General features: G+C 64.8%; 27 protein-coding genes. 17 read left to right on the top strand and 10 right to left on the bottom strand.

Features of this window, described 5'->3' with window-relative positions; translation table 11 throughout:
• Positions 1–92 precede the first annotated feature (92 nt).
• From OKQ63_RS10445 to OKQ63_RS10430, 4 genes are all read left to right on the top strand, one after another.
• Positions 93–473, top strand: a complete 381-nt coding sequence (locus tag OKQ63_RS10445; RefSeq protein WP_264210015.1) for a response regulator transcription factor — start codon at positions 93–95, stop codon at positions 471–473.
• A 7-nt stretch (positions 474–480) separates the two neighbouring features.
• Positions 481–813, top strand: a complete 333-nt coding sequence (locus tag OKQ63_RS10440) for a hypothetical protein (RefSeq protein ID WP_264210014.1) — start codon at positions 481–483, stop codon at positions 811–813.
• A complete protein-coding gene (locus tag OKQ63_RS10435; RefSeq protein WP_264210013.1) occupies positions 813–3,491 on the top strand; it encodes an ATP-binding protein in 2,679 nt (892 codons plus the stop codon). The genes OKQ63_RS10440 and OKQ63_RS10435 overlap by 1 nt, the downstream gene beginning before the upstream one ends.
• An 84-nt stretch (positions 3,492–3,575) precedes the next feature.
• Positions 3,576–4,901: a FliM/FliN family flagellar motor C-terminal domain-containing protein gene (locus OKQ63_RS10430; protein ID WP_264210012.1), complete on the top strand. Its 1,326-nt coding sequence runs from the start codon at positions 3,576–3,578 to the stop codon at positions 4,899–4,901.
• Between the two features lie 272 nt (positions 4,902–5,173).
• Here the strand turns inward: OKQ63_RS10430 and OKQ63_RS10425 are convergent, their stop codons facing one another.
• From OKQ63_RS10425 to OKQ63_RS10410, 4 genes are read right to left on the bottom strand one after another with little or no spacing between them, the layout of a single operon-like run.
• On the bottom strand, positions 5,174–5,599 hold the full coding sequence (locus OKQ63_RS10425; RefSeq protein ID WP_264210011.1) for a protein tyrosine phosphatase family protein: 426 nt from the start codon (positions 5,597–5,599) through the stop codon (positions 5,174–5,176).
• Positions 5,600–5,609: 10 nt separating this feature from the next.
• Entirely contained in the window at positions 5,610–6,044 is a 435-nt protein-coding gene (locus OKQ63_RS10420) for a DUF6691 family protein (protein WP_264210010.1), read from the bottom strand.
• Positions 6,044–6,472, bottom strand: coding sequence for a YeeE/YedE family protein (locus tag OKQ63_RS10415; RefSeq protein ID WP_264210009.1), 429 nt, complete (start codon positions 6,470–6,472; stop codon positions 6,044–6,046). Before OKQ63_RS10415 ends, OKQ63_RS10420 begins: the two co-directional genes overlap by 1 nt.
• Before the next feature lie 21 nt (positions 6,473–6,493).
• Positions 6,494–7,357 carry an MBL fold metallo-hydrolase gene (locus OKQ63_RS10410; RefSeq protein WP_264210008.1) on the bottom strand — a complete coding sequence of 288 codons (864 nt, stop codon included), beginning with the start codon at positions 7,355–7,357 and terminating at the stop codon, positions 6,494–6,496.
• A gap of 292 nt (positions 7,358–7,649) precedes the next feature.
• On the opposite strand from OKQ63_RS10410, the gene OKQ63_RS10405 reads away from it, so the two are divergent.
• On the top strand, positions 7,650–7,865 hold the full coding sequence (locus tag OKQ63_RS10405; RefSeq protein WP_264210007.1) for a hypothetical protein: 216 nt from the start codon (positions 7,650–7,652) through the stop codon (positions 7,863–7,865).
• A 31-nt stretch (positions 7,866–7,896) separates the two neighbouring features.
• Here OKQ63_RS10405 and OKQ63_RS10400 read toward each other — a convergent pair whose 3' ends face one another.
• Positions 7,897–8,115, bottom strand: a complete 219-nt coding sequence (locus OKQ63_RS10400; protein ID WP_264210006.1) for a hypothetical protein — start codon at positions 8,113–8,115, stop codon at positions 7,897–7,899.
• A 191-nt stretch (positions 8,116–8,306) separates the two neighbouring features.
• Here OKQ63_RS10400 and OKQ63_RS10395 point away from each other — a divergent pair, with 191 nt between their 5' ends.
• The 5 genes from OKQ63_RS10395 to preA all read left to right on the top strand — a co-directional run bounded on the left by OKQ63_RS10395 (position 8,307) and on the right by preA (position 12,706).
• Positions 8,307–8,570, top strand: a complete 264-nt coding sequence (locus tag OKQ63_RS10395; RefSeq protein WP_264210005.1) for a DUF2312 domain-containing protein — start codon at positions 8,307–8,309, stop codon at positions 8,568–8,570.
• 162 nt (positions 8,571–8,732) lie between these two features.
• Positions 8,733–9,131, top strand: a complete 399-nt coding sequence (locus tag OKQ63_RS10390; protein WP_264210004.1) for a RidA family protein — start codon at positions 8,733–8,735, stop codon at positions 9,129–9,131.
• 88 nt (positions 9,132–9,219) lie between these two features.
• Positions 9,220–9,858 carry a cupin domain-containing protein gene (locus OKQ63_RS10385; RefSeq protein ID WP_264210003.1) on the top strand — a complete coding sequence of 213 codons (639 nt, stop codon included), beginning with the start codon at positions 9,220–9,222 and terminating at the stop codon, positions 9,856–9,858.
• A gap of 155 nt (positions 9,859–10,013) precedes the next feature.
• Positions 10,014–11,348 (top strand): NAD(P)-dependent oxidoreductase, encoded by a 1,335-nt coding sequence (locus OKQ63_RS10380; RefSeq protein WP_264210002.1) that lies wholly within the window; start codon positions 10,014–10,016, stop codon positions 11,346–11,348.
• Positions 11,349–11,401: 53 nt separating this feature from the next.
• Positions 11,402–12,706, top strand: coding sequence for an NAD-dependent dihydropyrimidine dehydrogenase subunit PreA (gene preA, locus OKQ63_RS10375; RefSeq protein ID WP_264213853.1), 1,305 nt, complete (start codon positions 11,402–11,404; stop codon positions 12,704–12,706).
• A 206-nt stretch (positions 12,707–12,912) separates the two neighbouring features.
• Here the strand turns inward: preA and OKQ63_RS10370 are convergent, their stop codons facing one another.
• A complete protein-coding gene (locus OKQ63_RS10370) occupies positions 12,913–13,527 on the bottom strand; it encodes a TetR family transcriptional regulator C-terminal domain-containing protein (RefSeq protein WP_264213852.1) in 615 nt (204 codons plus the stop codon).
• 270 nt (positions 13,528–13,797) lie between these two features.
• Here OKQ63_RS10370 and OKQ63_RS10365 point away from each other — a divergent pair, with 270 nt between their 5' ends.
• The 7 genes from OKQ63_RS10365 to OKQ63_RS10335 all read left to right on the top strand — a co-directional run bounded on the left by OKQ63_RS10365 (position 13,798) and on the right by OKQ63_RS10335 (position 21,897).
• Complete coding sequence (locus OKQ63_RS10365) at positions 13,798–15,048, top strand: Zn-dependent hydrolase (protein ID WP_264213851.1); 1,251 nt, start codon at positions 13,798–13,800, stop codon at positions 15,046–15,048.
• Between the two features lie 127 nt (positions 15,049–15,175).
• Positions 15,176–16,630 (top strand): dihydropyrimidinase, encoded by a 1,455-nt coding sequence (hydA, locus tag OKQ63_RS10360; RefSeq protein WP_264213850.1) that lies wholly within the window; start codon positions 15,176–15,178, stop codon positions 16,628–16,630.
• A 61-nt stretch (positions 16,631–16,691) separates the two neighbouring features.
• The gene (locus tag OKQ63_RS10355; RefSeq protein ID WP_264213849.1) at positions 16,692–17,531 is read left to right on the top strand and encodes an ABC transporter ATP-binding protein; all 840 of its coding nucleotides are present in this window, start codon (positions 16,692–16,694) and stop codon (positions 17,529–17,531) included.
• A gap of 99 nt (positions 17,532–17,630) precedes the next feature.
• Positions 17,631–18,548, top strand: a complete 918-nt coding sequence (locus OKQ63_RS10350; RefSeq protein ID WP_264213848.1) for an ABC transporter permease — start codon at positions 17,631–17,633, stop codon at positions 18,546–18,548.
• 85 nt (positions 18,549–18,633) lie between these two features.
• Positions 18,634–19,479 carry an ABC transporter permease gene (locus OKQ63_RS10345; RefSeq protein WP_264213847.1) on the top strand — a complete coding sequence of 282 codons (846 nt, stop codon included), beginning with the start codon at positions 18,634–18,636 and terminating at the stop codon, positions 19,477–19,479.
• A 72-nt stretch (positions 19,480–19,551) separates the two neighbouring features.
• Positions 19,552–20,538 (top strand): ABC transporter substrate-binding protein, encoded by a 987-nt coding sequence (locus OKQ63_RS10340; RefSeq protein ID WP_264213846.1) that lies wholly within the window; start codon positions 19,552–19,554, stop codon positions 20,536–20,538.
• Positions 20,539–21,024: 486 nt separating this feature from the next.
• Positions 21,025–21,897 carry a 4Fe-4S dicluster domain-containing protein gene (locus tag OKQ63_RS10335; RefSeq protein WP_264213845.1) on the top strand — a complete coding sequence of 291 codons (873 nt, stop codon included), beginning with the start codon at positions 21,025–21,027 and terminating at the stop codon, positions 21,895–21,897.
• On the opposite strand, the gene OKQ63_RS10330 is transcribed toward OKQ63_RS10335, so the two are convergent.
• The 4 genes from OKQ63_RS10330 to OKQ63_RS10315 form a co-directional block, all read right to left on the bottom strand.
• Entirely contained in the window at positions 21,857–22,357 is a 501-nt protein-coding gene (locus OKQ63_RS10330) for a flavin reductase family protein (RefSeq protein WP_264213844.1), read from the bottom strand. The two genes, OKQ63_RS10335 and OKQ63_RS10330, sit on opposite strands and share 41 nt — an antisense overlap.
• A 60-nt stretch (positions 22,358–22,417) precedes the next feature.
• Complete coding sequence (locus OKQ63_RS10325) at positions 22,418–23,827, bottom strand: 3'-5' exonuclease (protein ID WP_264213843.1); 1,410 nt, start codon at positions 23,825–23,827, stop codon at positions 22,418–22,420.
• A gap of 2 nt (positions 23,828–23,829) precedes the next feature.
• Positions 23,830–24,348, bottom strand: coding sequence for a hypothetical protein (locus tag OKQ63_RS10320; RefSeq protein WP_264213842.1), 519 nt, complete (start codon positions 24,346–24,348; stop codon positions 23,830–23,832).
• Between the two features lie 85 nt (positions 24,349–24,433).
• Positions 24,434–26,257 (bottom strand): DUF294 nucleotidyltransferase-like domain-containing protein, encoded by a 1,824-nt coding sequence (locus tag OKQ63_RS10315; protein ID WP_264213841.1) that lies wholly within the window; start codon positions 26,255–26,257, stop codon positions 24,434–24,436.
• Positions 26,258–26,284: the final 27 nt, after the last annotated feature.

Raw genomic sequence — 26,284 nt, 5'->3', positions numbered from 1 at the left:
CAGCCATGCGGGCACGGGGCTAACCTGCGCAAAAATGAACGCGTGACCGCACCGGCCTGGCCGGCGGGCCGCGACGGGAGGAAATTCTGCTGATGGGCAGGCATGTTGTTCTGATCGAAGATGAGCCGAATATCACTGAAGCCATCCGGTTTCTGCTGACCCGCGACGGCTGGAGCGTCGATGCGCATACCGATGGCGCCACGGCGGTGGAGGTGATCCGCGAGGCCAATCCCGATCTGGTGATTCTCGATCTGATGCTGCCGGGAAAAAGCGGCCTGGAAATCGTGCGCGCGCTGCGCGGCGAAAGCGGCATGGCGGCGCTGCCGGTGCTGATGCTGACTGCCCGGGGCCAGATGCGCGACCGGGAAATGGCGGAAAAGGCCGGGGTTACCCGTTTCATGACCAAACCCTTCTCCAATGCCGAGGTGCTGACGGCGGTGCGTGATCTGCACGCCCAGGCAGGCCAAGGATAACACGGGGATGAACCGGGGCGGCAGCGCAGAAGACCAAGCGGGCACCCGCGCGGAACGCCAGACCTACCGCCGCCGCAGGCTGATGGACATTGCCCGGCTGCTGCCGGTGCTGGGGGTGCTGCTGCTGGCACTGCCGCTTTTGTGGCCCGAAGCCGGCACCCATCCGGCCGCACGTTCGGGTGTGCCGATGTCCACTGCAATTATCTATGTCTTTGCAGTCTGGACCGCGCTGATCGGTGCCTGTTTCGCCTTCAGCCTGGCGGTCCAGCGATGGGCCGATCACTGGACCGGCGGGGGGCCGGACGGGGCTGAGCTGCCGGATGGCGCGGAGGAGAGCTGATGGCCTCGCTCAACCTGCTGGTCTTCGTCTGCCTGGCTTATGCGGCGTTTCTGTTCTTCATCGCCTTCTGGGCCGACCGGATGTCCACCCGCGGCAAAAGCGCCGCCTGGATGCGCTCGCCGCTGATCTACACGCTGTCGCTGTCGATCTATTGCACCGCCTGGACCTTTTACGGAGCGGTGGGGTACGCGGCGCGGTCCGGACTGGAGTTCGTGACGATCTACCTTGGTCCCTCGCTGGTGATGATCGGCTGGTGGTGGGGCCTGCGCAAGCTGGTGCGGATCGGCCGCAGCCAGCGGATCACCTCGATCGCCGACCTGCTGTCCTCGCGCTATGGCAAGTCGAACCTGCTGGCGGCCGGGGTGACCATTCTCGCGGTGATCGGCGTCACCCCCTATATTTCGCTGCAGCTGCAGTCGGTCACCCTGTCCTTTGCCATTTTTGCCGAAGCCGATCCGCTGCGCGGATACAACGGGACGTCAACTGTGTTCTGGGTGGCTGCCGGGCTGGCGGTGTTTGCCATCCTGTTCGGCACCCGCAACCTCAATGCCAATGAACGCCACCACGGGGTGGTGACCGCCGTGGCACTGGAGGCCATCGTCAAATTGGCGGCGCTGCTGGCAGTGGGGGTGTTTGTGGTCTGGGGCGTGGCCGGCGGGGTGGGAGAGACGCTGCAGCGCATCGATGCCTCGCAGATCGGCCAGTGGAATGTCGATGGCAGCCGCTGGGCCGCCATCACCTTCCTGGCCGCTGCCGCCTTTGTCTGCCTGCCGCGGATGTTCCAGGTGATGGTGGTGGAAAACGTGGATGAACGGCACCTGCGCATCGCCTCCTGGGCGTTCCCGCTCTATCTGCTGCTGATGTCGCTGTTTGTGGTGCCGATTGCCGCCGTCGGGCTCGAGCTGCTGCCCGCGGGCGCCAACCCGGATATGTTTGTGCTGACCGTACCGCTGCAGCAGGGCCAGCAGGGGCTGGCGATGCTGTCCTTCCTCGGCGGCTTTTCCTCGGCCACCTCGATGGTGATCGTCGCCGCCATGGCGGTGTCGACGATGGTGTCGAACCATATCGTGATGCCGGTCTGGCTGCGGCTGCAAAGCCGCCGCGCCTCGGTCTCGGGCGATGTGCGCGACGTGGTGCTGCTGTCGCGCCGGGTGTCGATCGCGGCGATCATGGGGCTGGGCTATTTCTACTATCACCTCTCCGGCGGCGCGGCGGCGCTGGCGGCCGTCGGCCTCATTTCCTTTGCCGGCGTGGCCCAGATCCTGCCCGCGCTGGTTGGCGGGCTGTTCTGGCGCGGCGCCACCCGGTCCGGTGCGCTGGCCGGGCTGACGGTGGGTTTTGCGATCTGGCTTTACACCATGCTGCTGCCGGCCCTTGGCGGCGGGCTGCTGCCGGAGCACATCCTGCGCGGGGGCCTCTTCGGGCTCAGCTGGCTGCGCCCGCAGGCGCTGTTCGGCATAGAGGGCATGGACCCGACCGTGCATGCGGTGATGTGGTCGATGAGCCTCAACGCGCTGGCGTTCTGCCTGGTGTCGCTGATGAGCTTCCCCAGCCCGCTGGAACGGCTGCAGGGGGCGCAATTCGTCAATGTCTTCGACCACTCCGCCGGCCCGCGCGGCTGGACCGGGTCGGTTGCGCAATGCGAAGATCTGATGATCATGTCGCAGCGGATCCTCGGCGCCGCCGAGGCACAGGCGTTCTTCCACCGCGAGCGGCTGCGACAGGGCGGCCGCGGGCCCCTGCCGGAGCCGACGCCCGCCTTCCTTGAGCGGCTGGAGCGCGAGCTCAGCGCCTCCATCGGCGCGGCGGCGGCACATGCAATGATCGGCCAGATTGCCGGCGGCTCGTCGGTGTCCGTGGCGGATCTGCTGGCGGTGGCGGATGAAACGGCGCAGATGCTGGAATATTCCAGCCGCCTGGAGATGCAGTCCGCAGAGCTGACGGCCACTGCCCGTAAGTTGCGGGAAACAAACGAGAAGCTCACCCAGATTTCCGAGCAGAAGGACGCCTTCCTCAGCCAGGTAAGCCACGAGCTGCGGACGCCGATGACCTCGATCCGTGCGTTCTCGGAGATCCTGCGGGATGATGGGCAGCTCAGCCCGCAGGACCAGCGCCACTATGCCGGTATCATCCATGACGAGACGCTGCGCCTCACCCGGCTGCTCAATGATCTTCTGGATCTCAGCGTGCTGGAAAACGGCCAGGTGAGCCTCAACATGACCGCGGGCACTCTGACGGAAGTCCTCGATCACGCAGTTGCCGCGGCGCTGGCCGGATCGGAGCGCCCGCTGAAGGTCCGCCGCACCACGGAAACCGAGACAGTCCGCATTTCCTCCGATCTCGACCGTCTGGCGCAGGTCTTTATCAACCTGATCGCCAATGCGCAGAAATACTGCGATGCGGAAAACCCGGAGCTGACCATATCAGCCACCGCGGCGGGCCGGCTGCTGCATATCGATTTCACGGACAATGGCAGCGGCGTGCCCACGGATTTCCAGCAAATGATTTTTGAGAAGTTTTCGCGTGTTAGCCCGGAACGTGCGGGCGGCGCCGGGCTGGGCCTTGCGATCTGCCGCGAAGTGATGCAGCGGCTGGGCGGGGATGTCGCCTACGTGCCGGGCGGCAGCGGCGGCGCGTTCCGGGTTTCCTTACCCGCAGCAGGCGAAAAGGCGGCCTGACCGGCTCCGAAGTACAGGAGTTGTTAACCTCCTTTCGGGTAAAACCGGGGAAACGGGACGTGCAAGGGGCAGGTAAAACAGCCTATGTCTGAAACAGAATCAGCAGAGGCGGGCAGCGGCAAGCAGGGTGTGCTTGCGCGCAAGCTGGCAGCGACAAAGGAAGGCGTCGGGGCGCTGGCCAGTTCCCTGACGCTGAAGGCTTTGCGACGCTCGGTTGCCCGCGCGGCTGCCGACCTGTGCGATCTGCCGATGGCCGTGCTGGCAGCGCGCCAGTCCAACCGCATTCCCGAAGATCTGGCAGAACGGCTGTCGGACAAGGATCTGCTGGTGGTGCTGGACTGCCCGCACGGGCGGACCGGGGCTGCCAGCATGGATGCGGCCACCGTGACCGCGCTGATTCAGCAGCAGACCATCGGTGCGGTGATCGGCAAGGCGCCGGATGAGCGTCACTACACGCCCACCGACGCGGCAATGACTGCCGAATTCCTGGAACGCACCTTCGCCAAGGTCGTGGCGATGCTGGAGGGCCACGCCGACCAGGCCATCTTCACCGGCTACCGCTTCGGCGCGCAGGTCGAAAATGTGCGCAGCCTTGTGCTGGGGATGGAGGCAGAGGATTACCGGGTGATCGAGCTGAACCTGGATCTTGCCTGCGGCGCCATGCAGGGCGTGATGCGGCTGATTCTGCCGGAACCGACCCCCGAAGAACTGCAGGACGGCCAGGGCGGCGGTGCCCAGGGCCCGTCGCTGGGCCGCAACCTGGGCTCGATCCGGGCGGAGCTGACTGCGGTACTGTGCCGGATGCGGGTGCCGCTCAGGGAATTCGCCGGGCTGAAAGTGGGTGATTCCCTGCCGCTGGATTCAGCCTTCCTGTATGAGACCGATCTGCTGACCATAGGCGGGCAGTCTGTCGCCCAGGGGCGCCTGGGCCAGATGAACGGCGCGCGCGCGGTCCGGCTGAACCAGTCCGGGGCCAGGCTGGCGGCCGGTTCCGGTACGGAGGATGTCGGGTTTGCTGACGGGGCGGGCATGGAAGCGCTGCCCGGCGGGCCGCCTGCAATCGATATGGGGATAGCGGCACAGGGCCTGCAGGATCCAATGGATGACATGGGGCTGCCCGCATTGGACGCGGCCCCCGGCCTCGATGGCGGCGGCTTCGATCTGGACGGCGGCGCCGACGGCGGATTGCCAGCGCTCCCCGGTGACGGTATGGGCGGCGGCCTCGATGGCGGACTGGACCCGATGGATTTGTCAGGCCTTGGCGCCGATGGCGGGCTGACTGATCTGCCTGATCTGCCCGACTTCCCGGCAGCGGATCTGGGTGACTTCGATGCAGGCGGTGCGGGCGATGCAGCGGCGGAAATCTCCCAGCTCGCGGGGCTGGACGCGGCTTTGCCGGAAAGCGGCTGACCGGTTGTCCCGGCGGTGCAGAACCGGCCGGGCAGCCCGGACTGCAAGCGGACGCACAAGCTGTGCCGTGCGGGGCGGTCGAAACAGGCTGGCGCAGCGGTCTGCGGCTTTCAGTCCGGGCCCCTGTTGCCTCGGCCTGAGGCGCTGCAATCTCTCCGAAGGGTGAAACCCCGCTGCTGGCAAACAGGAATTTGCCTGATCCAGGCACGGCGGTGTTTCCGACGCAACTCCGGCTGCTCTGCGGCGGCTGTTCAGGCCGTTTCCGGCAGGCTTCAGCTGCCTGCCAGCGCGTCCAGTGCCGGGCGCAGACCGTCCAGCTGATACCCTGCAGCCTGGGTCTTTTGCAGGATGTCGTCGGCGCTCATGTCGCAAGCCTGACTCAGCGCCCAGGCCACTGAACACCGTGTGCCGGAGGCGCAATATGCCAGCACGGGTCCTTCGCAGCCCTCATACAGCTCGCGCTGCAGCGCCACATTTTCAGGAGTCATGGTCTGATGGGTCAGCGGCAGCAGTTCGAACCGCAGTCCCGCGGTTTCGGCAGCCGCGCGGATGGCCTCTGCCTGGTGGCTGGGCGGCACTTCCTCGTCCGGACGGTTGCAGATCACCGTCTTGTAGCCGGCTGCGGCAATGGCAGGCAGGTCCTCAGCCGAGATCTGCGGCGAGACCGAATAGCGGGGGGTGATTACACGTGCATCCATAAGCGGTTCTTTACGCGTTTGCGGCGCGACGGTCCAGATGCCGGCTGAGCCTCGGCGCGGCCATCATGCCGCAGGCCATCGCCGCCAGAAACACCGCGCCCTGCCAGCCGCCGTAGCTGAGCGAGGCCATCGCCGGCCCGGGGCAGAGACCCGCAAGCCCCCAGCCGATGCCGAACAGCAAGGAGCCAAGAATGAGCCGCTGGTCCAGTTCCGCCCGCGGCGGGGCAGGGAAGCGGCCGCCGGCTGCAGGCCGCCGCCCTTCCGCCAGCCGCCAGGCCAGTGCCATCGGCAGCAGCGCCCCGCCCATCACAAAAGCCAACGTGGGATCCCAGCGGCCGAAGATATCCAGCCAGCCCTGCACCCGTGCAGTGTCGGTCATGCCCGACAGCATCAGCCCGCCGCCAAACAGGCCGCCGGCGGTCAGGGACAGCACAATCCGCAGCATCAGATCACCCCAAGCAGCCGGCGCATCACCGCCAGGGTCAGAATGCCTGCGAACATGAAGGCCGCTGTTGCCGCAATCCCGCGCAGGGACAGGCGGGAAATGCCGCAGACCCCGTGGCCCGAAGTGCATCCGTTGGCTGCACGGGTGCCGACGCCTACCAGCAGTCCGGCAAGGATCAGCACCGCTGCATTGCTGGTGATATGGGTCTCCGGCGTGCCGTCTGCGAATGTGCCGATCAGCAGCGGTACAGTAAACACCCCGGCCAGGAAGGCCAGCCGCTCAACGGCGGTGCTGCGGCCGCTGCCGTCCAGCAGCCCGCCCAGGATGCCGCTGGCCCCCATGATCCGGCCGTTTCCCAGCAGGTAGACCGCGCCGCCAAGACCGATCAGGATACCGCCGGCCAGCCCCCGAATCCATTCCGCATCCATCCGCCTGCCCGCCGCGTCCAGTTAAATCTTGTTGACCGGGATCTTCAGGAACACGTTGCCCTGATCATCCGGTTCCGGCATCTGGCCTGCCCGCATGTTCACCTGCAGCGATGGCAGGATCAGCCGCGGCATGCCCAGTGTCGCATCCCGGGCATCGCGCATCCGGGTGAATTCCTCGATGCTGCGGCCCGCACCGATATGCACGTTCAGCGCCTTCTGCTCGCCCACGGTGGTTTCCCAGGCATAAGCGTCACGGCCCGGCGCCTTGTAGTCATGGCCGACAAAGACGCGGGTGTCGTCCGGCAGTGCCAGGATCTTCTGAATCGAGTTGTAGAGGTCGGCTGAGGACCCGCCCGGGAAGTCGCAGCGCGCCGTGCCGAAATCGGGCATGAACAGGGTGTCGCCGACAAAGGCCGCATCGCCGATCACATAGGTGAGGCAGGCGGGCGTGTGGCCGGGGGTGTGCAGCACCTCGCCGCGCATCTGGCCGATCATGAACACGTCGCCCTCTCGGAACAGCCGGTCGAACTGGCTGCCGTCACGCTGGAACCTGGTGCCTTCGTTGAAGATCTTGCCGAAGGTGTCCTGGATCACGGTGATCCGGTCGCCGATGCCGATCCTGCCCCCCAGTTCCTCCTGCAGGTAAGGGGCTGCGGACAGGTGGTCGGCATGCACGTGGCTTTCGAGAATCCACTCCACCCGCAGGCTCTCGGCCTTGATCCATTCGATGATCCTGTCGGCCGAGGCAGTGCAGGTGCGCCCGGCCGCCTGGTCGTAATCCAGAACCGAATCGATGATGGCGCAGGCAGAGCCTTCGGGCTCGCGGACCACGTAGGAGACGGTGTTGGTGGCTTCGTCGAAAAAGGCCTGGACGGCGGGGGTCATCAGTCGCTCTCCCTTGGGTTTGGGAAATCATATATTGATTTGAGAATATGTTGCAAGCACGCCGGCGGCAAAACCGTTTGCACCGGAAAATCATCGCAGCCCCTTGATGGGAGTCAAGCCAGGCCAATGCTGCACTGCGGTATCGAGGGGAGCGTCAGGCGGCGCCTGCAAAACCGTCAGCCGGTCGAGAAATCTGCATAAATAAGCGGCGGAGCGCCCAAATTCCGCGGGTATTCGTACGCCTGTTGTGAAATACCGGCATAATCTCATCATGAGTTAGGGAGGACTGTTCATGACACATGAAGATCTGCTGCATACCGTTGAAAATCTGGAAACCAGGATCCTCGGAGAGACCGGTGCCGCCCGTCTTGCTATGCGGCCCGAGTTCATCCGGCTGCTTGATCATATGCGCAAGAAGGGTACCGAGGTTCCCGGCCGGTTCCGCCGCCTTGAAGCTGCGCTGTGCGAGGAAGCGGTGGAGGAGATGTTTGACAACATGCCGGTCTGACCGGCCTTCCGGGGCGGTGCGGCCTTTGGCGTCAGCCCAGGAAAATACCTGCCATCACCAGCATCAGCCCCAGAACCGACAGCAGAAGAGCGCCCAGATTGTAGGGCAGCACCGACTGCACCACTGCACGCAGCGCGTCGTCATCCAGATCCTGGCGGCGGGCGCGTGCAACCCGGACGATGCACCAGACCAGCCCGAGCAGCCCGGCAACGGACAGGGCGGCTCCGGTCCAGACGATGAGATCGAACATTTGCGTGCTCCTGCGGGTTTCGCTGCGCTGCGCCTAGCCGATCCGGCCCGCGCGTGCAAGCCGCCGGGCTGCGGGCGTCGGTTTTTGCCGCTCGGCGCGCTTGTGCGGCTTTCCCCGCTTGCGGCGCAGCGGGCGGGGCGCTATCCCCTTGCTCCGACAGCAATTGACAGCATGTGCCGACGGAGCCGCAGATGGATATCACCGAAGACGAAAAAAGCGAAAACTACCGTGTGACAGCCGGAGAACTGCGCCAGTTCATCGAACGGTTCGAGCGGCTGGACGAAGAGAAAAAGACCATCGCCGAGCAGCAGAAAGAGGTGATGGCCGAAGCCAAGGCGCGCGGCTATGACACCAAGGTGATGCGCAAGATCATCGCCCTGCGCAAGCGCGACCAGAATGACATCGCCGAAGAAGAGGCGGTGCTGGAAATGTACAAGGAAGCACTGGGCATGTGAGCCTGCCTGCCGCCTTGAATTGATGAGCCGCACAAGCCTTCCGGTCTGTGCGGCTTTGTTTTTGCAGCGGTCTCCTGCCAGGCAAGAAATTTTAAGCTTGAAATATCTCCCGTGGCAGCGGTATCTTTCCTGTGCAGGCAGTATCAGCAAAGGAGTCCCGCCATGCCGGCCATCAGCGTGCACCCCGAAGGGTGGAAGCCCGCCAAAGGCTATGCCAACGGCATGGTGGCCGAGGGACGGCTGCTGTTTGTCGGCGGCCAGATCGGCTGGACCGCGGACCAGGTGTTTGAAGCGCAGGATTTCATCGGTCAGATGAGCCAGGCACTGCGCAACATCCTGGCGGTCGTGGAGGCCGCAGGCGGAACAGCGCCGGACATCACCCGGCTGACCTGGTTCGTGACCGACAAGGCGGAATACCTCGCCCATCAGGCAGAGGTCGGCAAAGCCTACCGTGCGGTGATGGGCTATCACTTCCCGGCGATGACCATGGTGGTGGTCTCTGCGCTGGTCGAGGATGAGGCCAAGATCGAAATCGAAGCCACCGCAGTGCTGCCGGGCTGAGGCGGCGGCACAAGCACGGTTTCGTGAACGCTCTTTCCCTGGCTCCGCCCAGCCGCCACATTGCGTGAGGCAGCAGCGGGAGAGCCAGATGCGTATCAATGCCGATTTCAGCACACGCGCCGCGGTGCATTTCGAGGACACGCCCTGGGTGCCCAGCCCGGCACCGGGGGTAGAGCGCAAGATGCTCGACCGCATCGGCGGGGAAGTGGCCCGCGCCACCTCCATCGTCCGTTTTGCGCCGGGGTCCGCCTTTGATCCGCATGTGCACGACGGCGGCGAGGAGTTTCTGGTGCTGGAGGGGGTGTTTCAGGACGAGCATGGCGATTTCCCGGCAGGCGCCTACGTGCGCAATCCGCCCACCACCAGCCATACGCCCGCCGCGGCGGAGGGCGCGGTGATCCTGGTCAAGCTGCACCAGTTCGACCCCGCCGACCGGACCGAGGTCAAAACCCGCACCGGCGTCCCTGCGCGGGAACAGAAGCTGTTCCAGGACGCCGTTGAAACCGTGACGCTGCAATCCTGGGCGCCTGGGCAGGCGGTCAGTCTGGAGGCCTCTGGCGGGGCGGAAATCTTTGTGGTTGACGGCAGCTACAGTGAAAGCGGCGAGGAATTCCGCCGCTGGGATTGGCTGCGGCTGCCGCCCGGCAGCCGGTTCGACGCCACCGTTGGCGCAGAAGGCGCAAAAATCTGGATGAAAACCGGCCACCTAGCGCAATTGATCGTCTGAGTCGGCCCGAGGCTTCTTTCATGATATCAAACTGTTGCGGGCCGCTCCTTCGGGGCCGGTTATTTTTTTGCCGGGCTTAAAATTTTACCAGTTGATAAAAAATCAGACTGTGGCACTCTGAAAGGCAGAACAACCGAAAATCAGGGAGACACCCAATGGCGACCAGCCATCAGGCATCCGGCATCCGGGCGGCGCGTTTGGACGCCGCCGGGATCGCCGAGAACTTCTCGGACCTGCACCCGGCCTATGATGCGCATGAGGCTGCCGTGGCAGCGGACCGCTGCTATTTCTGCTATGACGCGCCCTGCATGACGGCCTGTCCGACCAGCATCGACATCCCCCAGTTCATCCGGGAGATCCAGGCGGGCCACCCCGAAAGCGCGGCCCGCACCATTCTGACGCAGAATATCCTTGGCGGCATGTGCGCCCGGGTCTGCCCGACCGAAACCCTGTGCGAAGAGGTCTGTGTGCGCGAAACCGCCGAGGGCAAGCCGGTCGAGATCGGCCGCCTGCAGCGCTATGCCACTGACACGCTGATGGAGAGGGGCGGGCATCCCTTCACCCGCGCCGAAGCGACCGGCAAGAAAATCGCTGTTGCAGGCGCCGGTCCGGCCGGCCTGGCTGCGGCGCACCGGTTGGCGATGCTGGGCCACAGCGTGGTTGTTTATGACGCCAAATCCAAGGCCGGCGGTCTCAATGAATTCGGGATTGCCGCCTATAAATCCACCAATGACTTTGCCCAGCGGGAAGTTGATTGGCTGCTGCAGATCGGCGGCATCACCATGGACTATGGCAAGAAATTGGGCGTTGACCTGTCTCTCGACGCGCTGAAAGAGGCCTACGACGCGGTCTTCCTCTCCATCGGCCTTGCCGGGGTCAATGCTCTGCGCGCTCCGGGAGAGGACAAGGATGGTGTGCGCGACGCGGTCGGCTTCATCGCTGATGTGCGTCAGGCCAGCGATCTGACCACGCTGCCGGTGGGCCGCAATGTGGTGGTGATCGGCGGCGGCATGACCGCGGTGGATGCGGCAGTGCAGTCCAAGCTGCTGGGCGCGGAAAACGTCACCATCGCCTACCGCCGCAGCCGAGAGGAGATGGGCGCCAGCCGGTTCGAACAGGATCTGGCGGCCTCGAAAGGTGTGAAGCTGATGTTCAACGTCATGCCCAGGGCGGTGCATGGCAATGGCGCAGCGGCCGAGATCGAATTGGAGTATACTGAGGTCACGGACGGCAAGGTCGCCGGCACCGGCGAGACCGTGCGGCTGGCCGCGGATCAGGTGTTCAAGGCCATCGGCCAGACGCTGGAGGGCCAGCCGGATGCGCTGGCGCTGGAGGGCCGCAAGATCAAGGTCGATGCCAACGGGCGCACCTCCGTGGCCGGGGTCTGGGCCGGCGGCGACTGTGCCTCGGGTGGCGAAGACCTCACCGTGACCGCCGTGGCCGAGGGCCGCGATGCTGCAATGGACATTCACTCCAGCCTGATGGGCTGAGCCAGCTGTGGAGCGCTTGCGCGCTCCAAGCTAGCCTTAAGAGGAGAGATCAAATGGCTGATCTGACAACAGAATTTCTGGGGATCAAATCCCCGAACCCGTTCTGGCTGGCCTCGGCGCCGCCGACCGACAAGGAATACAACGTCCGCCGCGCATTCGAGGCCGGCTGGGGCGGTGTGGTCTGGAAGACGCTGGGCGCCGAAGGCCCGCCGGTGGTCAATGTGAACGGCCCGCGCTATGGCGCGATCTGGGGCGCTGACCGGCGCCTGCTGGGTTTGAACAACATCGAGCTGATCACCGACCGTCCCCTGCAGACCAACCTCGCGGAAATCACCCGCGTCAAGAAGGACTACCCCGACCGGGCGGTGATCGTCTCGCTGATGGTGCCCTGCGAGGAGCAGGCGTGGAAGGACATCCTGCCGCAGGTCGAGGCCACCGGCGCCGACGGGATCGAGCTGAACTTCGGCTGCCCGCACGGCATGGCCGAACGCGGCATGGGGTCTGCGGTGGGTCAGGTGCCGGAGTACATCCAGATGGTCACCGAGTGGTGCAAGCAGTACTATTCCAAGCCGGTGATCGTGAAGCTGACCCCGAACATCACAGATATCCGCCACCCGGCCCGCGCGGCGCATGCGGGCAACGCTGATGCGGTCAGCCTGATCAACACCATCAACTCGATCACCTCGGTGGATCTCGACAATATGGCGCCGGAGCCGACCATCGCCGGCAAGGGCACCCACGGCGGCTATTGCGGCCCGGCGGTGAAGCCGATTGCGCTGAACATGGTGGCGGAAATTGCCCGTGACGCACAGACCCGCGGCCTGCCGATCTCGGCCATCGGCGGCGTCACCACCTGGCGCGACGCGGCGGAGTTCATGGCGATGGGTGCCGGCAACGTGCAGGTCTGCACCGCGGCGATGACCTATGGTTTCAAGGTGGTTCAGGAAATGATCTCCGGCCTGTCCGCCTGGATGGATGAGAAAGGTTATACCTCGACCCGGGATTTCATCGGCATGGCGGTGCCGAATGTGACCGACTGGCAGTATCTGGACCTGAACTATGTCACCAAGGCACGGATCAGCCAGGACGACTGCATCAAATGCGGCCGCTGCTATGCGGCCTGCGAGGATACCTCGCACCAGGCCATCGCGATGAGCGCGGACCGGGTGTTCACCGTGAAGGACGACGAATGCGTCGCCTGCAACCTCTGTGTGAATGTCTGCCCGGTCGAGGGCTGCATCACGATGGAAGAGGTGCCGGCGGGCCAGATTGACGAACGCACCGGCGAGGTGGTCTCGGGCGATTACGCCAATTGGACCACACATCCGAACAACCCGGCGGCAACAGCCGCCGAATAACCCGCACCGGCGGGCTGGGAAACAAGGAAACTCTCCCGCCCGTCGTCGGTCTCCGTTCCGGAGACACTCCTCCCGTTGGGCCCGGCGCCGCGCATTGCGCGGCGCCGGGCCCAAGGCCGCCAAGGGGGCATCAGCAACAGCTGATGGCACCTGCGGGCGCGGGAGGGCTTGGCTTTCCCGAAGCGTATCCGAAGGCGGGTGAAGGATCAGCTGCGCGGTGTAAGCATCCGGCGGTACAGGGTTTCCAGGTATTGCGGTGCGGCGTCGAAAGGGTCTTCGCCGCCCATCAGCGTGCGCACCTGGGCATCGAAATCCGCATAGTGCTGGGTCAGCGACCAGATCGAAAACAGCAGGTGCTTGGGATGTGCCCGGTTGATCCGCCCGGCATCCATCCAGCCCTGCAGCAGCTCCGCCTTCTCATCCACCAGCACTTTCAGATCCCCGGCAATAACCTCTTGCAGCCGTGGCGCGCCCTGCACGATCTCATTGGCATAGAGACGGCTTTCGCGCGGGAAGTCCCGGCTCATTTGCAGCTTGCGCTGCACATAGGCAAGGATTTCCTCCAGAGGCTCGCCATCGGGATTGAGGGCCCGCAGCGGATCCAGCCAGGTGTCCAGCAGCGCCGCCATCAGCTCGTTGAAGATCGCTTCCTTGGAGGGGAAATAATAGAGCAGGTTGGGCTTTGACAGCCCGGCCGCCTTGGCGATCTGGTCCACGGTCGAGCCGCGGAATCCATGGCTGGAAAACACGTCCAGCGCTGCCTCCAGGATGGCGGCGCGATTCTTCTTCTGAATGCGGGTGGGCGCGCGGTCTGCGGGCATGGTCGTCCTTGTCTGGTTCTGCCGCCTTCTGCCAGCGAAAGCGCGGAATTTCATCTGTTTCCGGCAAAAGGGCCGATTTTTTCAAGGGTCCTGCGGCAATTTCTTGACTGGTGGTGAACCCGTGATAGCGTGAGTTTGACCAGTTGGTCAAATCAAAGGCCGGCATCAAAAGGGCTGGCTTTGACGGAGACCGGCACTCGAAGCCACCTAAATACGGCGCCAAGCCGAAGGGAGCCCGCAAAGACGGGCGAACAGGGAAGGAAGCTCGTGATGACGTCGCTTGGACAAAATTTGAAGATCAATGGCGACAGGCTGTGGGACAGCCTGATGGAGATGGCCAGGATCGGGCCCGGTGTTGCGGGCGGCAACAACCGCCAGACCCTGACGGATGAGGATGGCGAAGGCCGCGCCCTGTTCCAGAAATGGTGCGAGGAGGCGGGCTGCACCATGGGGCTTGACCAGATGGGCAACATGTTTGCGCGGCGGGAAGGCACCGATCCGGAAGCACTGCCGGTCTATGTCGGCTCGCATCTCGACACCCAGCCGACCGGCGGCAAATATGACGGGGTGCTTGGCGTGCTCGGCGGGCTGGAGCTGATCCGTTCGCTCAACGACATGAACATCAGGACCAAACACCCGGTTGTGGTCACCAATTTCACCAATGAGGAAGGCACCCGCTTTGCCCCGGCGATGCTGTCGTCGGGTGTGTTTGCGGGTATCCATACCCAGGATTGGGCCTATGGCCGGGAGGATGCCGAAGGCAAAAAGTTCGGCGACGAACTGAAACGCATCGGCTGGCGCGGCGAAGAGGAAACCGGCGCCCGCAAGATGCACGCCTTTTTTGAGCTGCATATCGAACAGGGGCCGATCCTGGAGGCCGAAGGCAAGGACATCGGCGTGGTGACCCACGGCCAGGGCCTCAGCTGGACCCAGGTGACCATCACCGGCAAGGACGCCCATACCGGCTCCACCCCGATGCCGATGCGCCGCAATGCAGGTCTGGCGATGGCGCGGATCCTGGAGGCGGTGGACGAAATCGCCTGGAGCCATGCGCCGCATGCGGTGGGGGCGGCAGGCCATATCGACGTCTATCCCAACTCGCGCAACGTGATCCCGGGCAAGGCGGTCTTTACCGTCGATTTCCGCAGCCCGGACCTGGACGTGATCACCGATATGGAAAACCGCTTGCGCGAGAAGGCCACCCAGATTGCCGAGGCGATGGAGGTGGAGATCGCATATGAAAAGGTCGGCGGCTTTGATCCCGTGAGTTTTGACGAGGGCTGCGTGGCCGCGGTGCGCAATGCGGCGGAGCGGCTGGGCTATTCGCATCAGGATTTGATTTCCGGCGCCGGCCATGATGCCTGCTGGATCAACCGGGTGGCACCCACGGCGATGGTGATGTGCCCCTGTGTCGATGGCCTCAGCCACAACGAAGCGGAGGAGATCAGCAAGGAATGGGCCGAGGCTGGCGCCAATGTGCTGTTCCATGCGGTGGTCGAGACTGCGGAAATCGTGGAGTAAGGGGCGCTGCCCCCGCGGCCTTTCGGGCCGCTCCCCCGGGATATTTCCGGCCAGATGAACAAGGGATCTTGTTCTTCAAGACTAAGTGGAGGCGTGAAAATGCGCCCCGGTTCAGGGAGTTATAGCAATGAGTAAAGTCATCAGAAACGGCACCATCGTGACCGCCGATCTGACCTATAAGGCCGATGTGCTTGTTGAGAACGGAGTGATTGCCGAGATCGGCCCGAACCTGAAAGGCGATGAGGAGCTGGATGCCACCGGCTGCTATGTGATGCCGGGCGGGATCGATCCGCATACCCATCTGGAGATGCCCTTCATGGGGACTTATTCCTCGGATGATTTCGAGTCCGGCACCCGCGCGGGCCTGGCGGGCGGCACCACCATGGTGGTGGACTTTGCGCTGCCCAATCCGGGCGAGAGCTTGCTGGACGCCTTGAAGCGCTGGGACAACAAATCGACCCGGGCCAATTGCGACTACTCCTTCCACATGGCGGTGACCTGGTGGGGCGAGCAGGTCTTTGACGACATCAAGACCGTGATCCAGGAACGCGGCATCAACACCTTCAAGCACTTCATGGCCTACAAGGGCGCGCTGATGGTGAATGATGACGAACTGTATGCCTCCTTCAAACGTCTCTCGGAACTGGGCGGCATCGCGCTGGTGCATGCCGAAAACGGCGACGTGGTGGCCGAGCTGCAGGCCAAGCTGCTGGCCGAGGGCAATACCGGTCCTGAGGCGCACGCCTATTCCCGGCCGCCCCAGGTGGAGGGCGAGGCGACCAACCGCGCCATCATGATCGCCGATATGGCAGGCGTGCCGCTTTATGTGGTGCATACCTCCTGCGAGGACAGCCACGAGGCCATCCGCCGCGCCCGGATGCAGGGCAAGCGGGTCTGGGGCGAACCGCTGATCCAGCATCTGACCCTGGATGAAAGCGAGTATTTCAACAAGGACTGGGACCACGCCGCCCGCCGGGTGATGTCGCCGCCGTTCCGCAACAAGCAGCATCAGGACAGCCTGTGGGCCGGTCTGCAGTCCGGCTCGCTGTCGGTGGTGGCGACGGACCACTGCGCCTTTACCACCGAGCAGAAGCGCTATGGGGTCGGCGATTTCACCAAGATCCCGAACGGCACCGGCGGGCTGGAAGACCGGATGCCGATGCTGTGGACCCATGGCGTCGAAACCGGCCGCCTGACGCCGAACGAGTTTGTCGCAGTGACCTCAACAAACATCGCCAAGATCCTGAATTGCTACCCGAAAAAAGGCGCGGTTCTGGTCGGCGCCGACGCTGACCTGGTGGTCTGGGACCCGCAGAAGCGCAAGACGATTTCCGCCGCCAGCCAGCAGTCCTCGATCGACTACAATGTGTTCGAAGGGCATGAGGTGCAGGGGCTGCCGCGCTTTACCCTGACCCGCGGCCATGTGGCGGTGCATGACGGCGAGATCAAGTGCCAGGAGGGCCACGGCAAGTTCGTCTCGCGGGAGGCCAACACCACGGTCAACAAGGCGCTCAGCACCTGGAAAGAGCTGACCGCGCCGCGTCCCGTCGAGCGGACCGGCATCCCGGCAACAGGTGTTTGAAACCAGGAACGGGCTGCCGGTACCGGCGGCCCGTTTTCCTGTATGAAATCAAGGCGAAGATATGAATATGGAACCGACCACCCAGGCAATCCGACCCGAGGCCGCCGCTTCCGGCGCAGCCCCAGCCGAGACCGTGATCGAAGCCCGGAACCTGGATCTGACGTTTGAGACGAACGACGGGCCGGTGCATGCGCTGAAGGACATCAGCCTGGAGATCAGCAGAGGGGAGTTTGTCTCCTTCATCGGGCCGTCGGGCTGCGGCAAGACCACGTTCCTGCGCTGTATCGCGGCGCTGGAGACCCCCACCGGCGGCACACTCAGCGTCAACGGCATGACCCCGGACGAGGCGCGCCGCAACCGGGCTTATGGTTATGTGTTTCAGGCCGCGGGGCTGTACCCGTGGCGGACCATCGCCAAGAACGTCAAGCTGCCGCTGGAGATCATGGGATACTCCAGGGCGGAGCAGGAAAAGCGCGTAAACGAAGTGCTGGAACTTGTTGAATTGTCAGGCTTTGGCGGCAAGTTTCCCTGGCAGCTGTCGGGCGGCATGCAGCAGCGCGCCAGCATCGCGCGGGCGCTGGCATTTGATGCCGATATCCTCTTGATGGATGAACCCTTCGGGGCGCTGGATGAGATCGTGCGCGACCACCTGAATGAGCAGCTTTTGAAGCTGTGGGCGCGGACCAACAAGACCATCGGCTTTGTCACCCACTCGATTCCGGAGGCGGTGTACCTGTCGACCAAGATCGTGGTGATGTCGCCGCGGCCCGGACGCATCCATGACGTGATCGACAGCACATTGCCCCAGGAGCGGCCGCTCGATATCCGCGACAGACCGGAGTTTATCGAGATCGCCCACCGGGTGCGCGAAGGCTTGCGGGCGGGGCATGGCGATGACTGAGTTCGCCAGCCGGACCCGCCGGAACCGGAGGGCGGCATGCGTGCCCCCTCTGTACCTCCCCAGTGCACCGGGCGGCTGCCGTTTGCGGAGGGCGCAGCCATGAAAAGCCTTGTTGCTGTCCTGGCCGTTCTCGCCGCCATCATCGCCTTCTGGTATGCGGCCTGCGTGCCGATGAACATCAAGGGCGTGCTGGATTCAGCGGAGCGGGCAGGGGCCGAAGTCAGCCCGCCCAGTGCCAAGGTGCGCCGGGACATGAGTGAAATCGGGCTGGTGGCGAAGAACACATTTGCCGTTGGCGAAACCTGGATGCAGGAGCGCCCGCGGCTGCCGGCGCCGCATCAGGTGGCGGTGGAGCTGTGGCAGACCACGGTAGAGAAGAAGATCACCTCCAAGCGCAGCCTGGTCCATCACGCGCAGGTGACGCTGAGCGCCACTTTGCTGGGATTTGCCATCGGCACCGGACTGGGCATTCTGCTGGCGGTCGGCATCGTGCATAGCCGGGTGATGGATATGTCGGTGATGCCCTGGGCGATTGTCAGCCAGACCATCCCGATCATCGCGCTGGCGCCGATGATCATCGTGGTGCTCTATTCCATCGGGGTGCAGGGAATCATTCCCAAGGCAGTGATCTCGGCCTATCTGAGCTTCTTCCCTGTGGTTGTCGGCATGGTGAAGGGGCTGCGGGCGCCGGATGCGATGCAGCTGGACCTGCTCAAGACCTACAATGCCAATACGGCCCAGGGGTTCTGGAAGCTGCGGCTGCCATCCTCGATGCCCTATCTGTTTGCCTCGCTGAAGATCGGCGTTGCGGCGTCCTTGGTGGGGGCCATCGTCGGCGAGCTGCCGACCGGCGCGGTCGCGGGCCTGGGGGCGCGGCTGCTGGCGGGCAGCTATTACGGGCAGACCGTGCAGATCTGGTCGGCGCTGTTTGCAGCGGCAATTCTGGCCGCGGCGCTGGTGGCTTTGCTCGGATTGATCGAGAAGCTGGTGCTGAAGCGGATGGGGGTGCGGGCATGATTGATATTCGGATTGAGGCCTCTGCCCTCGCCGCTGCGCGGCTCAACCGGGATATTTTCAGCCAGAAGAACAGGGGGATCCTGTCATGATGATGGCGGTGCTTGCCGGTCTTGTCTGGTGCCTGGGCTGGTGGCTGAACAGCCGACTGGCAAACAGTCCTGCGTCTGGGACCCGCGCGGTGCAGTTGCTGGTGCCGGCCATCTTCGGGGTCACGGTGCTGGTGGTCTGGGAGCTTATGGTGCGCGGGCTGGAGGTGTCTCTGGTGATCCTGCCGGCGCCTTCCGTTATTGCGGCGCGGTTTGCTTCCAGCATTCCGATCTTGTGGGCGGACTTTGCCCAGACCATCCTGAAGGGCGCGCTTGGCGGCTATGCGATCGGTTGCGGCGCGGCGTTTCTGACCGCGGTTCTGGTGGACCGCAGCGATTTCCTGCGCCGCGGGCTGTTGCCGGTGGGGAACTTCGTGGCGGCGCTGCCGATTGTCGGCACCGCGCCGATCCTGGTGATGTGGTTCGGGTTCGACTGGCACTCCAAGGCCGCGGTTGTGGTGGTCATGGTGTTCTTTCCGATGCTGGTGAACACCGTGGCAGGCCTGCGCGAGACCTCGGCGATGCAGCGCGACCTGATGCAGACCTATGCGGCGAGCTACTGGCAGGCCTTTTTCAAGCTGCGGCTGCCTGCGGCGCTGCCCTTTGTCTTCAACGGGCTGAAGATTTCGACAACGCTGGCGCTGATCGGCGCGATTGTGGCGGAGTTCTTCGGCTCGCCCACGGTCGGCATGGGGTTCCGCATTTCCACCAGCGTCGGCCAGCTGGCGCTGGACATGGTCTGGGCCGAGATCGTGGTGGCGGCGCTGGCGGGCTCGGCCTTTTACGGGCTGGTGGCGCTGATCGAGAAGAGCTTTACCTTCTGGCATCCGTCACAACGGGGGTGAGCGGGCACACCGCATGCGGGAAACTGCGAAACAAAAAACGGACACGTGAAAACCAATAGGGAGACCAATCATATGAAACATACTCTGACAGCGGCGGCCCTGGCGCTGGGGGCAGCAGGCGCGGCGCAGGCGGCCGATGACGTGACGCTGCAGCTGAAATGGGTGACCCAGGCTCAGTTCGCCGGCTATTACGTGGCGCTGGACAAGGGCTTTTACGGCGAAGAGGACCTGAATGTCACCATCCTGCCGGGCGGCCCGGACATCGCGCCGACCCAGGTGATTGCCGGCGGCGGCGCCGATGTGACGGTGGAATGGATGCCCGCGGCGCTGGCGGCCCGCGAAAAGGGCCTGCCGCTGGTCAATATCGCGCAGCCGTTCAAGTCCTCGGGCATGATGCTGACCTGCTGGAAGGACACCGGCATTGCCGCACCGGAAGACCTGGCCAACCGCACCCTGGGCGTCTGGTTCTTTGGCAATGAATTCCCCTTCATGAGCTGGATGAGCCAGCTGGGGATTTCCACCGAAGGCAAGGGAGAGAGCGGCGTCGAGGTGCTGAAGCAGGGCTTCAATGTCGATCCGCTGCTGCAGCGCCAGGCGGACTGCATTTCGACCATGACCTATAATGAATACTGGCAGGTCATCGACGCAGGTGTGTCCCCGGACGAACTGATCACCTTCAAATATGAGGACCAGGGCGTCGCCACGCTGGAGGACGGCCTCTATGTGCTGGAGGAGAACCTCAGCGATCCGGAGTTCACCGGCAGGATGGAACGCTTTGTCCGGGCTTCGATGAAGGGCTGGAAATACGCCGAGGAGCACCCGGATGAGGCGGCGGAGATCGTGCTCGACAATGATGCCTCCGGCGCCCAGACCGAGACCCACCAGAAGCGGATGATGGGCGAGATTGCCAAGCTGACCGCAGGCAGCAACGGCGCGCTGGATCCGGCAGACTACGAGCGCACGGTATCGACGCTGATGGGCGGCGGCTCCGATCCCGTGATCACCAAGGAGCCGGAAGGCGCCTGGACCCATGCGATCACCGATGCGGCGCTGAACTAGCGTCAATCCCATGCGGCCCGCCGGACCTTTTGGTTCGGCGGGTTTTCTGCCTGGGTGTTCAGTCCCGGAGTGCAGCGCGGTCCGCGGCTCCAAGCCTGCAATCGCGCGCCGCTTGAAGCGGCTGAATGGCCCCCGCCGTGCGGATGCAAATGCGGCATCCGAACGAAGGAGCCGCAGCGGCTCGTCGCCGCTCCAGACCGCCGCGTTCCGGGGCGGAATGCCTGACTGTTTTGAAATATTGTTAAAATTGCAATAATTTTGGCGCAATTTTAAAATGCACGCCAAAGATGATTAATTTTGTGTTATGCTTTCCTTATGGGAGAGATGCGTGCTCATATCCCTGAACGGCAAAAGCAAACCGGCGTCGCGCCGCAATCCTTATGCCTTTGCCCTCAGCCAGACGGTTCCGGATGCCAGCCAAGGTTTGCGGTACGGGAGAGGCCTTCGCTGCTGGACGTGGCAAGCAGGAGCTGCGCACTGCCTCTGATGGCACTGTGCCAGGCAGCGCATGAGCGCAAGCAGACGTCCGGCCGGGCTCAGATCCTGGTGCTGTATGAAGTGGAGCCTGCTGGCCGGGAACCGCTGGAAACCGGGCAGGGGGACGTGATCCCGGTGGCTGTCTGCGGTCTGGAAAAGATCACCCATGCTGACCTGCTGCACGGGCTGGCGAGCGGCTTTGATGTCATTCACATGCAGGCCTGCAGCTCTCCTGCGGCCGTACAGCATCAGCAACAGGAGGTGGAACTGGTGCAGGTGCTGGGCGGGAGCGGCCGGATTCTGCTGTTTGACGGGGCGGCCTCCCTGATGCGGCGTCTGGCGGCGGGCATCTTCCCTTTTCCGTCCATTGCCCCCGAGGTGCTGGCGGTCGGCAGCCGAAGGGATACCGCACGGGCCAGCGCCGCAGCGCTGCTGCCCGCCAGCGCGGGCCGCATCGGACTGCCGGAACAGGCGCCTTACGGTGCCATCAGCGTTGATGAAAGCAGCTGCAACAACTGCAGCAGCTGCGTTTGGGTTTGCCCGTCAGATGCGCTGAGCCTGACGGAGAACGGCTGTGAACTGAGCTTTGTGGAATCCCTGTGCTTTCAATGCGGTTTGTGCATTTCCATCTGCCCGCAGCGGGCATTGAGCATGGCGCCCGGCATGGATCTGTCCGCCTCCGCGGTCCTGCCGCAGCGTCTGGCCGGGCAGGCGGCGCATGCGGAGGGAACGGCGCCGCCGGCAGCGGCGGCAGGTCCCGGGTCAGAGGACACCGCTGCCATTGCCGCCCCCCTTGCAGCCAGCGCCGCCGGTGCAAGTTTCCCGCCTGCGGATGCAGGGTTCAGCTTTGCTCCAGGAACCCGCCATACAGGCCGCGTTTGAAGATCAATCCCTTGCCCGGACGGGTGGTGACGCTGGCCACCTCGCCGACGACAATGGTGTGGTCCCCTGCCGGATGGGCGGCAAAACGGCGGCAGTCGAAGCGGGCGATCACCCCCTCCAGCGCAGGCGCGCCCAGGGTGTTGGGCCGCCAGGCCGCGGTGCTGAAATCCTCGCCATCGGCGGCAAAATGCTTGGCCAGGCCCAGCTGGTCCTCCGCCATCACGTGGATGGCGAAATTCTCAGCCGAAACAAAGGCATCATGGCGCAGTGACGCATGGGCCGGACACCACAGCAGCAGCGGCGGCTCCAGCGAGACGGACGTGAAGCTGTTGACGGTAATGGCCAGCGGTCCGCGCGCAGTCAGGGTGGTGACAACAGTCACCCCGGTGCCGAAGCAGCCCAGCGCTTCGCGGTAGGCCCGGACGGTCTGCGGCCCGGGGATGAAGCTTGTTTCGGCCATGTCGCGCGCCTTTTGTTCGTTCCGGCCAGTGACCTGCCACGCACGGGGGCGATTGTCTACCTAGTTCATGTCCTCAATGAGGCGCCCGTGCTTGCGGGTCTCCTCCAGCACCGCGCCAAAGGTGGAGAGGCCGCGGGCCTCCAGCATCTTCAGCATCTTGCAGAACACTTCCGCGGTGGCGCGCGCATCGCCCATTGCGGTGTGGCGCAGGGCCGGCGGGATGGCGACATCCAGCCGCTCGCACAGCGCGTCCAGCGTATGGGGCTGCGAGGCGCCGAACAGCACCGCGCTCAGCAGCACGGTGTCCAGCACCGGCTGCTCCCAGCTGATGCCCGCGCGGCTGGCGTGGCGGCGCAGAAAGGCCATGTCGAAAGGCGCATTATGGGCGACGATCACCGCGTCCGAGGCAAAGCGGTGCAAGGCGCGGGCGGCCTCGGCAATGCCCGGTGCACCCTGCACCATGGCGTCGCTGATCCCATGCACCCGGGTGGCCGCTGCCGGGATCGGGCTGCCGGGATCCACCAGGGTTTCGAATTGCTCAGCCTCGATGATGCGGCCGCGCACCACCCGCAGGGCGCCGATCTGCACGATCTCGTCCTTGTGCGGCAGCAGGCCGGTGGTCTCGGTGTCGAACACCACATAGCTGAGACTGGCCAGCTTGCGGCTGTCCAGCTCTGCATGCTCCGTGTCCAGCAGCGCAAAGTCATAGACCAGCGGCCGCGCCTCATCCGGGGCAAGCCCCGCATGGCTGCCCTCGAACAGGATGATATAGCCGGGCGCGCCGCCCAGCGGCTTCAGGCGCAGATCGAACACCTGGGCGCCGCTGGCGCTGGCGACCTCGGCCTTCACCTCCAGGCCGCTGCGCACCAGCCGGCCATAGGCAGCCTCCAGCCCGGTCAGGTCCAGGTAGTCGGACAGCGGCGCATTCAGCCGCGGCGGCGCCTCCTGCGCCAGCACAGCGGCGGCCTGGCCGTCATACAGCACGATCTGATGCGCAGGGCTCGCCATCACGGTGGCAATGGGGATGTCGGTCAGCAGCGCGGCGAGGCGGGTCTTCTCGGCCTCCAGGTGCTCGGTTTCGCGGGCGATGGCCTCTGCGGCCGACAGCGCCGAGGCGCCCAGCTGCCCGGCCAGCCCCTCGGCAGCGGCGGCGAGGTCGCCCAGATAACGCGCGCCATGGGTGTCCAGCCCGCGCGTGACCCCGGCGTGGGCCCGGGCCCGCATGCCGGCCGCCAGCCGCTCGATCGGCTTGGCGACGTTTTCATCGAACAGCAGCCAGACCGCGGCGCAGAGCCCCAGAATGGCAAAGCCGGCCAGCAGTCCGGAAAACAGAAAGGCGTCCATCAGCGCCGGCTGGCCCGCGCGGCTGTAGCCCAGCCACAGCGCGCCGCCGGTCACGGCAATGCCGCCAAGCGCCAGCAGGCAGAAGAACAAAAAGATCCGCAGGCGCAGGCTGAGGCGTGACCGCATTTCTATCCTCCGCAGGCCGTGGTCAGGATCGCATCGTCAGGGGCGCCTGCAACCCAGTCGAGGCCCTTGGGCAGGCTGCTGCCGGAAAAGACCACATTGCCCGCCACGAGCGCCCGGCGCCATTTGCCGCAGTCCAGTATAGCCGGCCGCTTGCTGACCGGTGCCCAGCGACCAAAGAAATAGAGCTCGGCAAGATAGACCTGTGGGTGGGCCTCGTGGCTTTTCATCGTGGTAGCATCAACAGCGGCAAAGCGGTCCACGTAAGGCACCAGATGGGTCCAGGGACGGTAAAAGCTCTGATTCTCCACCTTTTCCGCCACCACCAGCCCTTCAGGCAAGGCCGCGGCGGTGCGCCCGTACCAGCCGTATTCCGAGGCGAGGGTCACTCCGATCATCGCCAGCGCCGCCGCCACCGGCGCCATCCAGCGCGGCAGCCGCCCGCCAAGGGACTTGCTCAGCAGCATCACCACGCCCGCCGCGGCAATGCCTGCAAAGATCACCGCAATCAGTTCCAGAAACATTCCATCTCCCCGCAGGCCTCCGGCCTATTCATCTTTCTCAAAACACTCGCGCCGCAGGCTCCCGCACGCGCCGCAGGCGCAAGTGTCAGCTCAGCATGCCCTTACCGTGCCCAACTGCCGATTGCATTGTTTTTATCACAACAAAGGCGTCGCGCAGATGGCTTCGCTCAAAATCCGACAGGTCCGAGGGCGCCAGGTAGTTGTCCGGCGCGCCGCCGCTGCGGATCTGCGCCGCCTGATGCTCCAGCCGGGTCTGGGCAATCAGGTCATAGGCGTCCAGCAGGTCCCGCGCGCCGGAGGGGCTGAGCACGCCCGCGGCCTCCGCCGCTTCCAGCCGGGCGCGGGTGTTGACCCCGTCCAGCTGGCCTTGCAGGGCATAGACCCGGCCCAGGTCCACCACCGGCACCACGCCGTTGTGCTTCATGTCCAGCGTGTTGCGGTGCTCGCCCGAGCGGATGGTGGCCAGCCCGCGCAGCAGGCCCAGCGGCGGTGTGTGCTTCAGCGAATTCGAAATCATATGCGCGGTGAAGATCGAATTGGCGCCGGCCGCCTTCAGGGTTTCCTGCTGCAGGTCGGCAAACAGCCGGGCCTCGCCGCCGATGGGGCGCAGGTCGAACATCACCGAGGCCAGCATCTGCGCCTCCGGGTCCGGCTTGGCGATCCAGCCGCGGAAATAGCTGCGCCAGACGTGCAGCGGCTGCCGCCAGCGCGGATTGGAGGCCATCATGCCGCCGGGGCAATAGACATAGCCGCAACTGTTGAGCCCGTCGCAGACAATCTTGGCGAACTGCTCGAAATAAGCCTCATCGCCGGGGTTCAGATCATCGGACAGGATCAGGCAGTTGTCCTGATCCGAGACGCCGGTCTGCTCGCGCCGGCCCTGCGAGCCGCAGGCCAGCCACAGGTAGGAAACCGGAGGCGGCCCCAACGTCTCCTCCGCCAGCGCCAGCAGGCGGCGGGTCACGGTGTCGGCGATGTCGGTAATCAGCCGGGTCACCACCTCATGTCGGTTGCCGCCTGCCACCAGCTGCACCAGCAGGCGGGGGATTTCGGCGGTGACCTTGGCCATGTCTTCTGCCGTCCCGGCACGGGCGATGGCGGAGACCATCTCGCCGGAACTGACGGCCTGGAACCGGGTGAGGTCGGTTTGGGTGACGATGCCGGCGAGCTTTCCTGCCTCAACCACCGGGATGTGGCCGATGCCGTGCTCCATCATCAAATGCAGCACGTCGGAGCCGATAGCGGAGGGCGCCAGGGTCAGCGGGTCCGGGGTCATCACGGAATGGACCGGGGTGGAGATGGGCTTGCCCGCCGCCAGGATTCTGGCCGTCAGGTCGCGGGTGGTGAGGATGCCCTGCAAGGTGTCCCCGTCGGTCACGCACACGGAGGATATCCGGCGGTCCCGCATCAGCTGCGCAGCACTTTGGCAGGTGAGGCCGCCGGAGCAGGTGACGGGATCGCGCGCCATGATTGCCTCGACCCGGGTGGTGGCGAGACTGCTGGTCTCGCGGCTGCCGGGGCGGCGGCGGCCGAAGAACTTGGCGGCCTGCGGCTGGCTGGCCATCAGGGCGTGGAACTCTGCCTTGGGCAGCAGCAGCAGCAGCGTCTGCGCAGTGGACCGGGCCGAGGTCATCGCCCGGCCGCCGCGGGTCAGCCCGCGCTCGCCAAAGGAATTGCGGGGGCCGAGGATCGAGACCGGAATGCCGTTCTCATCCGTCACCTCCACTTCGCCGGTGTGGACGAGGTAGAGCCCCTGCAGCTCTTCGTTCAGCGCATAGACCGGGGCGCCTGCGGCGGCTTCGATCTGGCGGAACTTCGGCGCCAGCTCCTGCAGCGGCGCAGGGCCCAGGCTGTCGTAGGGGTGCACCGAGGCCAGAAAGCGGAGCAGGGCTGTTTCGGAGAGGGGCATGGGCATACCTGCATGAAATCAGAAAAA

It is taken from the genome of Leisingera thetidis, assembly GCF_025857195.1.
Classification (GTDB): domain Bacteria; phylum Pseudomonadota; class Alphaproteobacteria; order Rhodobacterales; family Rhodobacteraceae; genus Leisingera; species Leisingera thetidis.
Note: the sequence above shows the minus strand (reverse complement) of the source record. Positions and strands in the feature narration are given on the sequence as shown.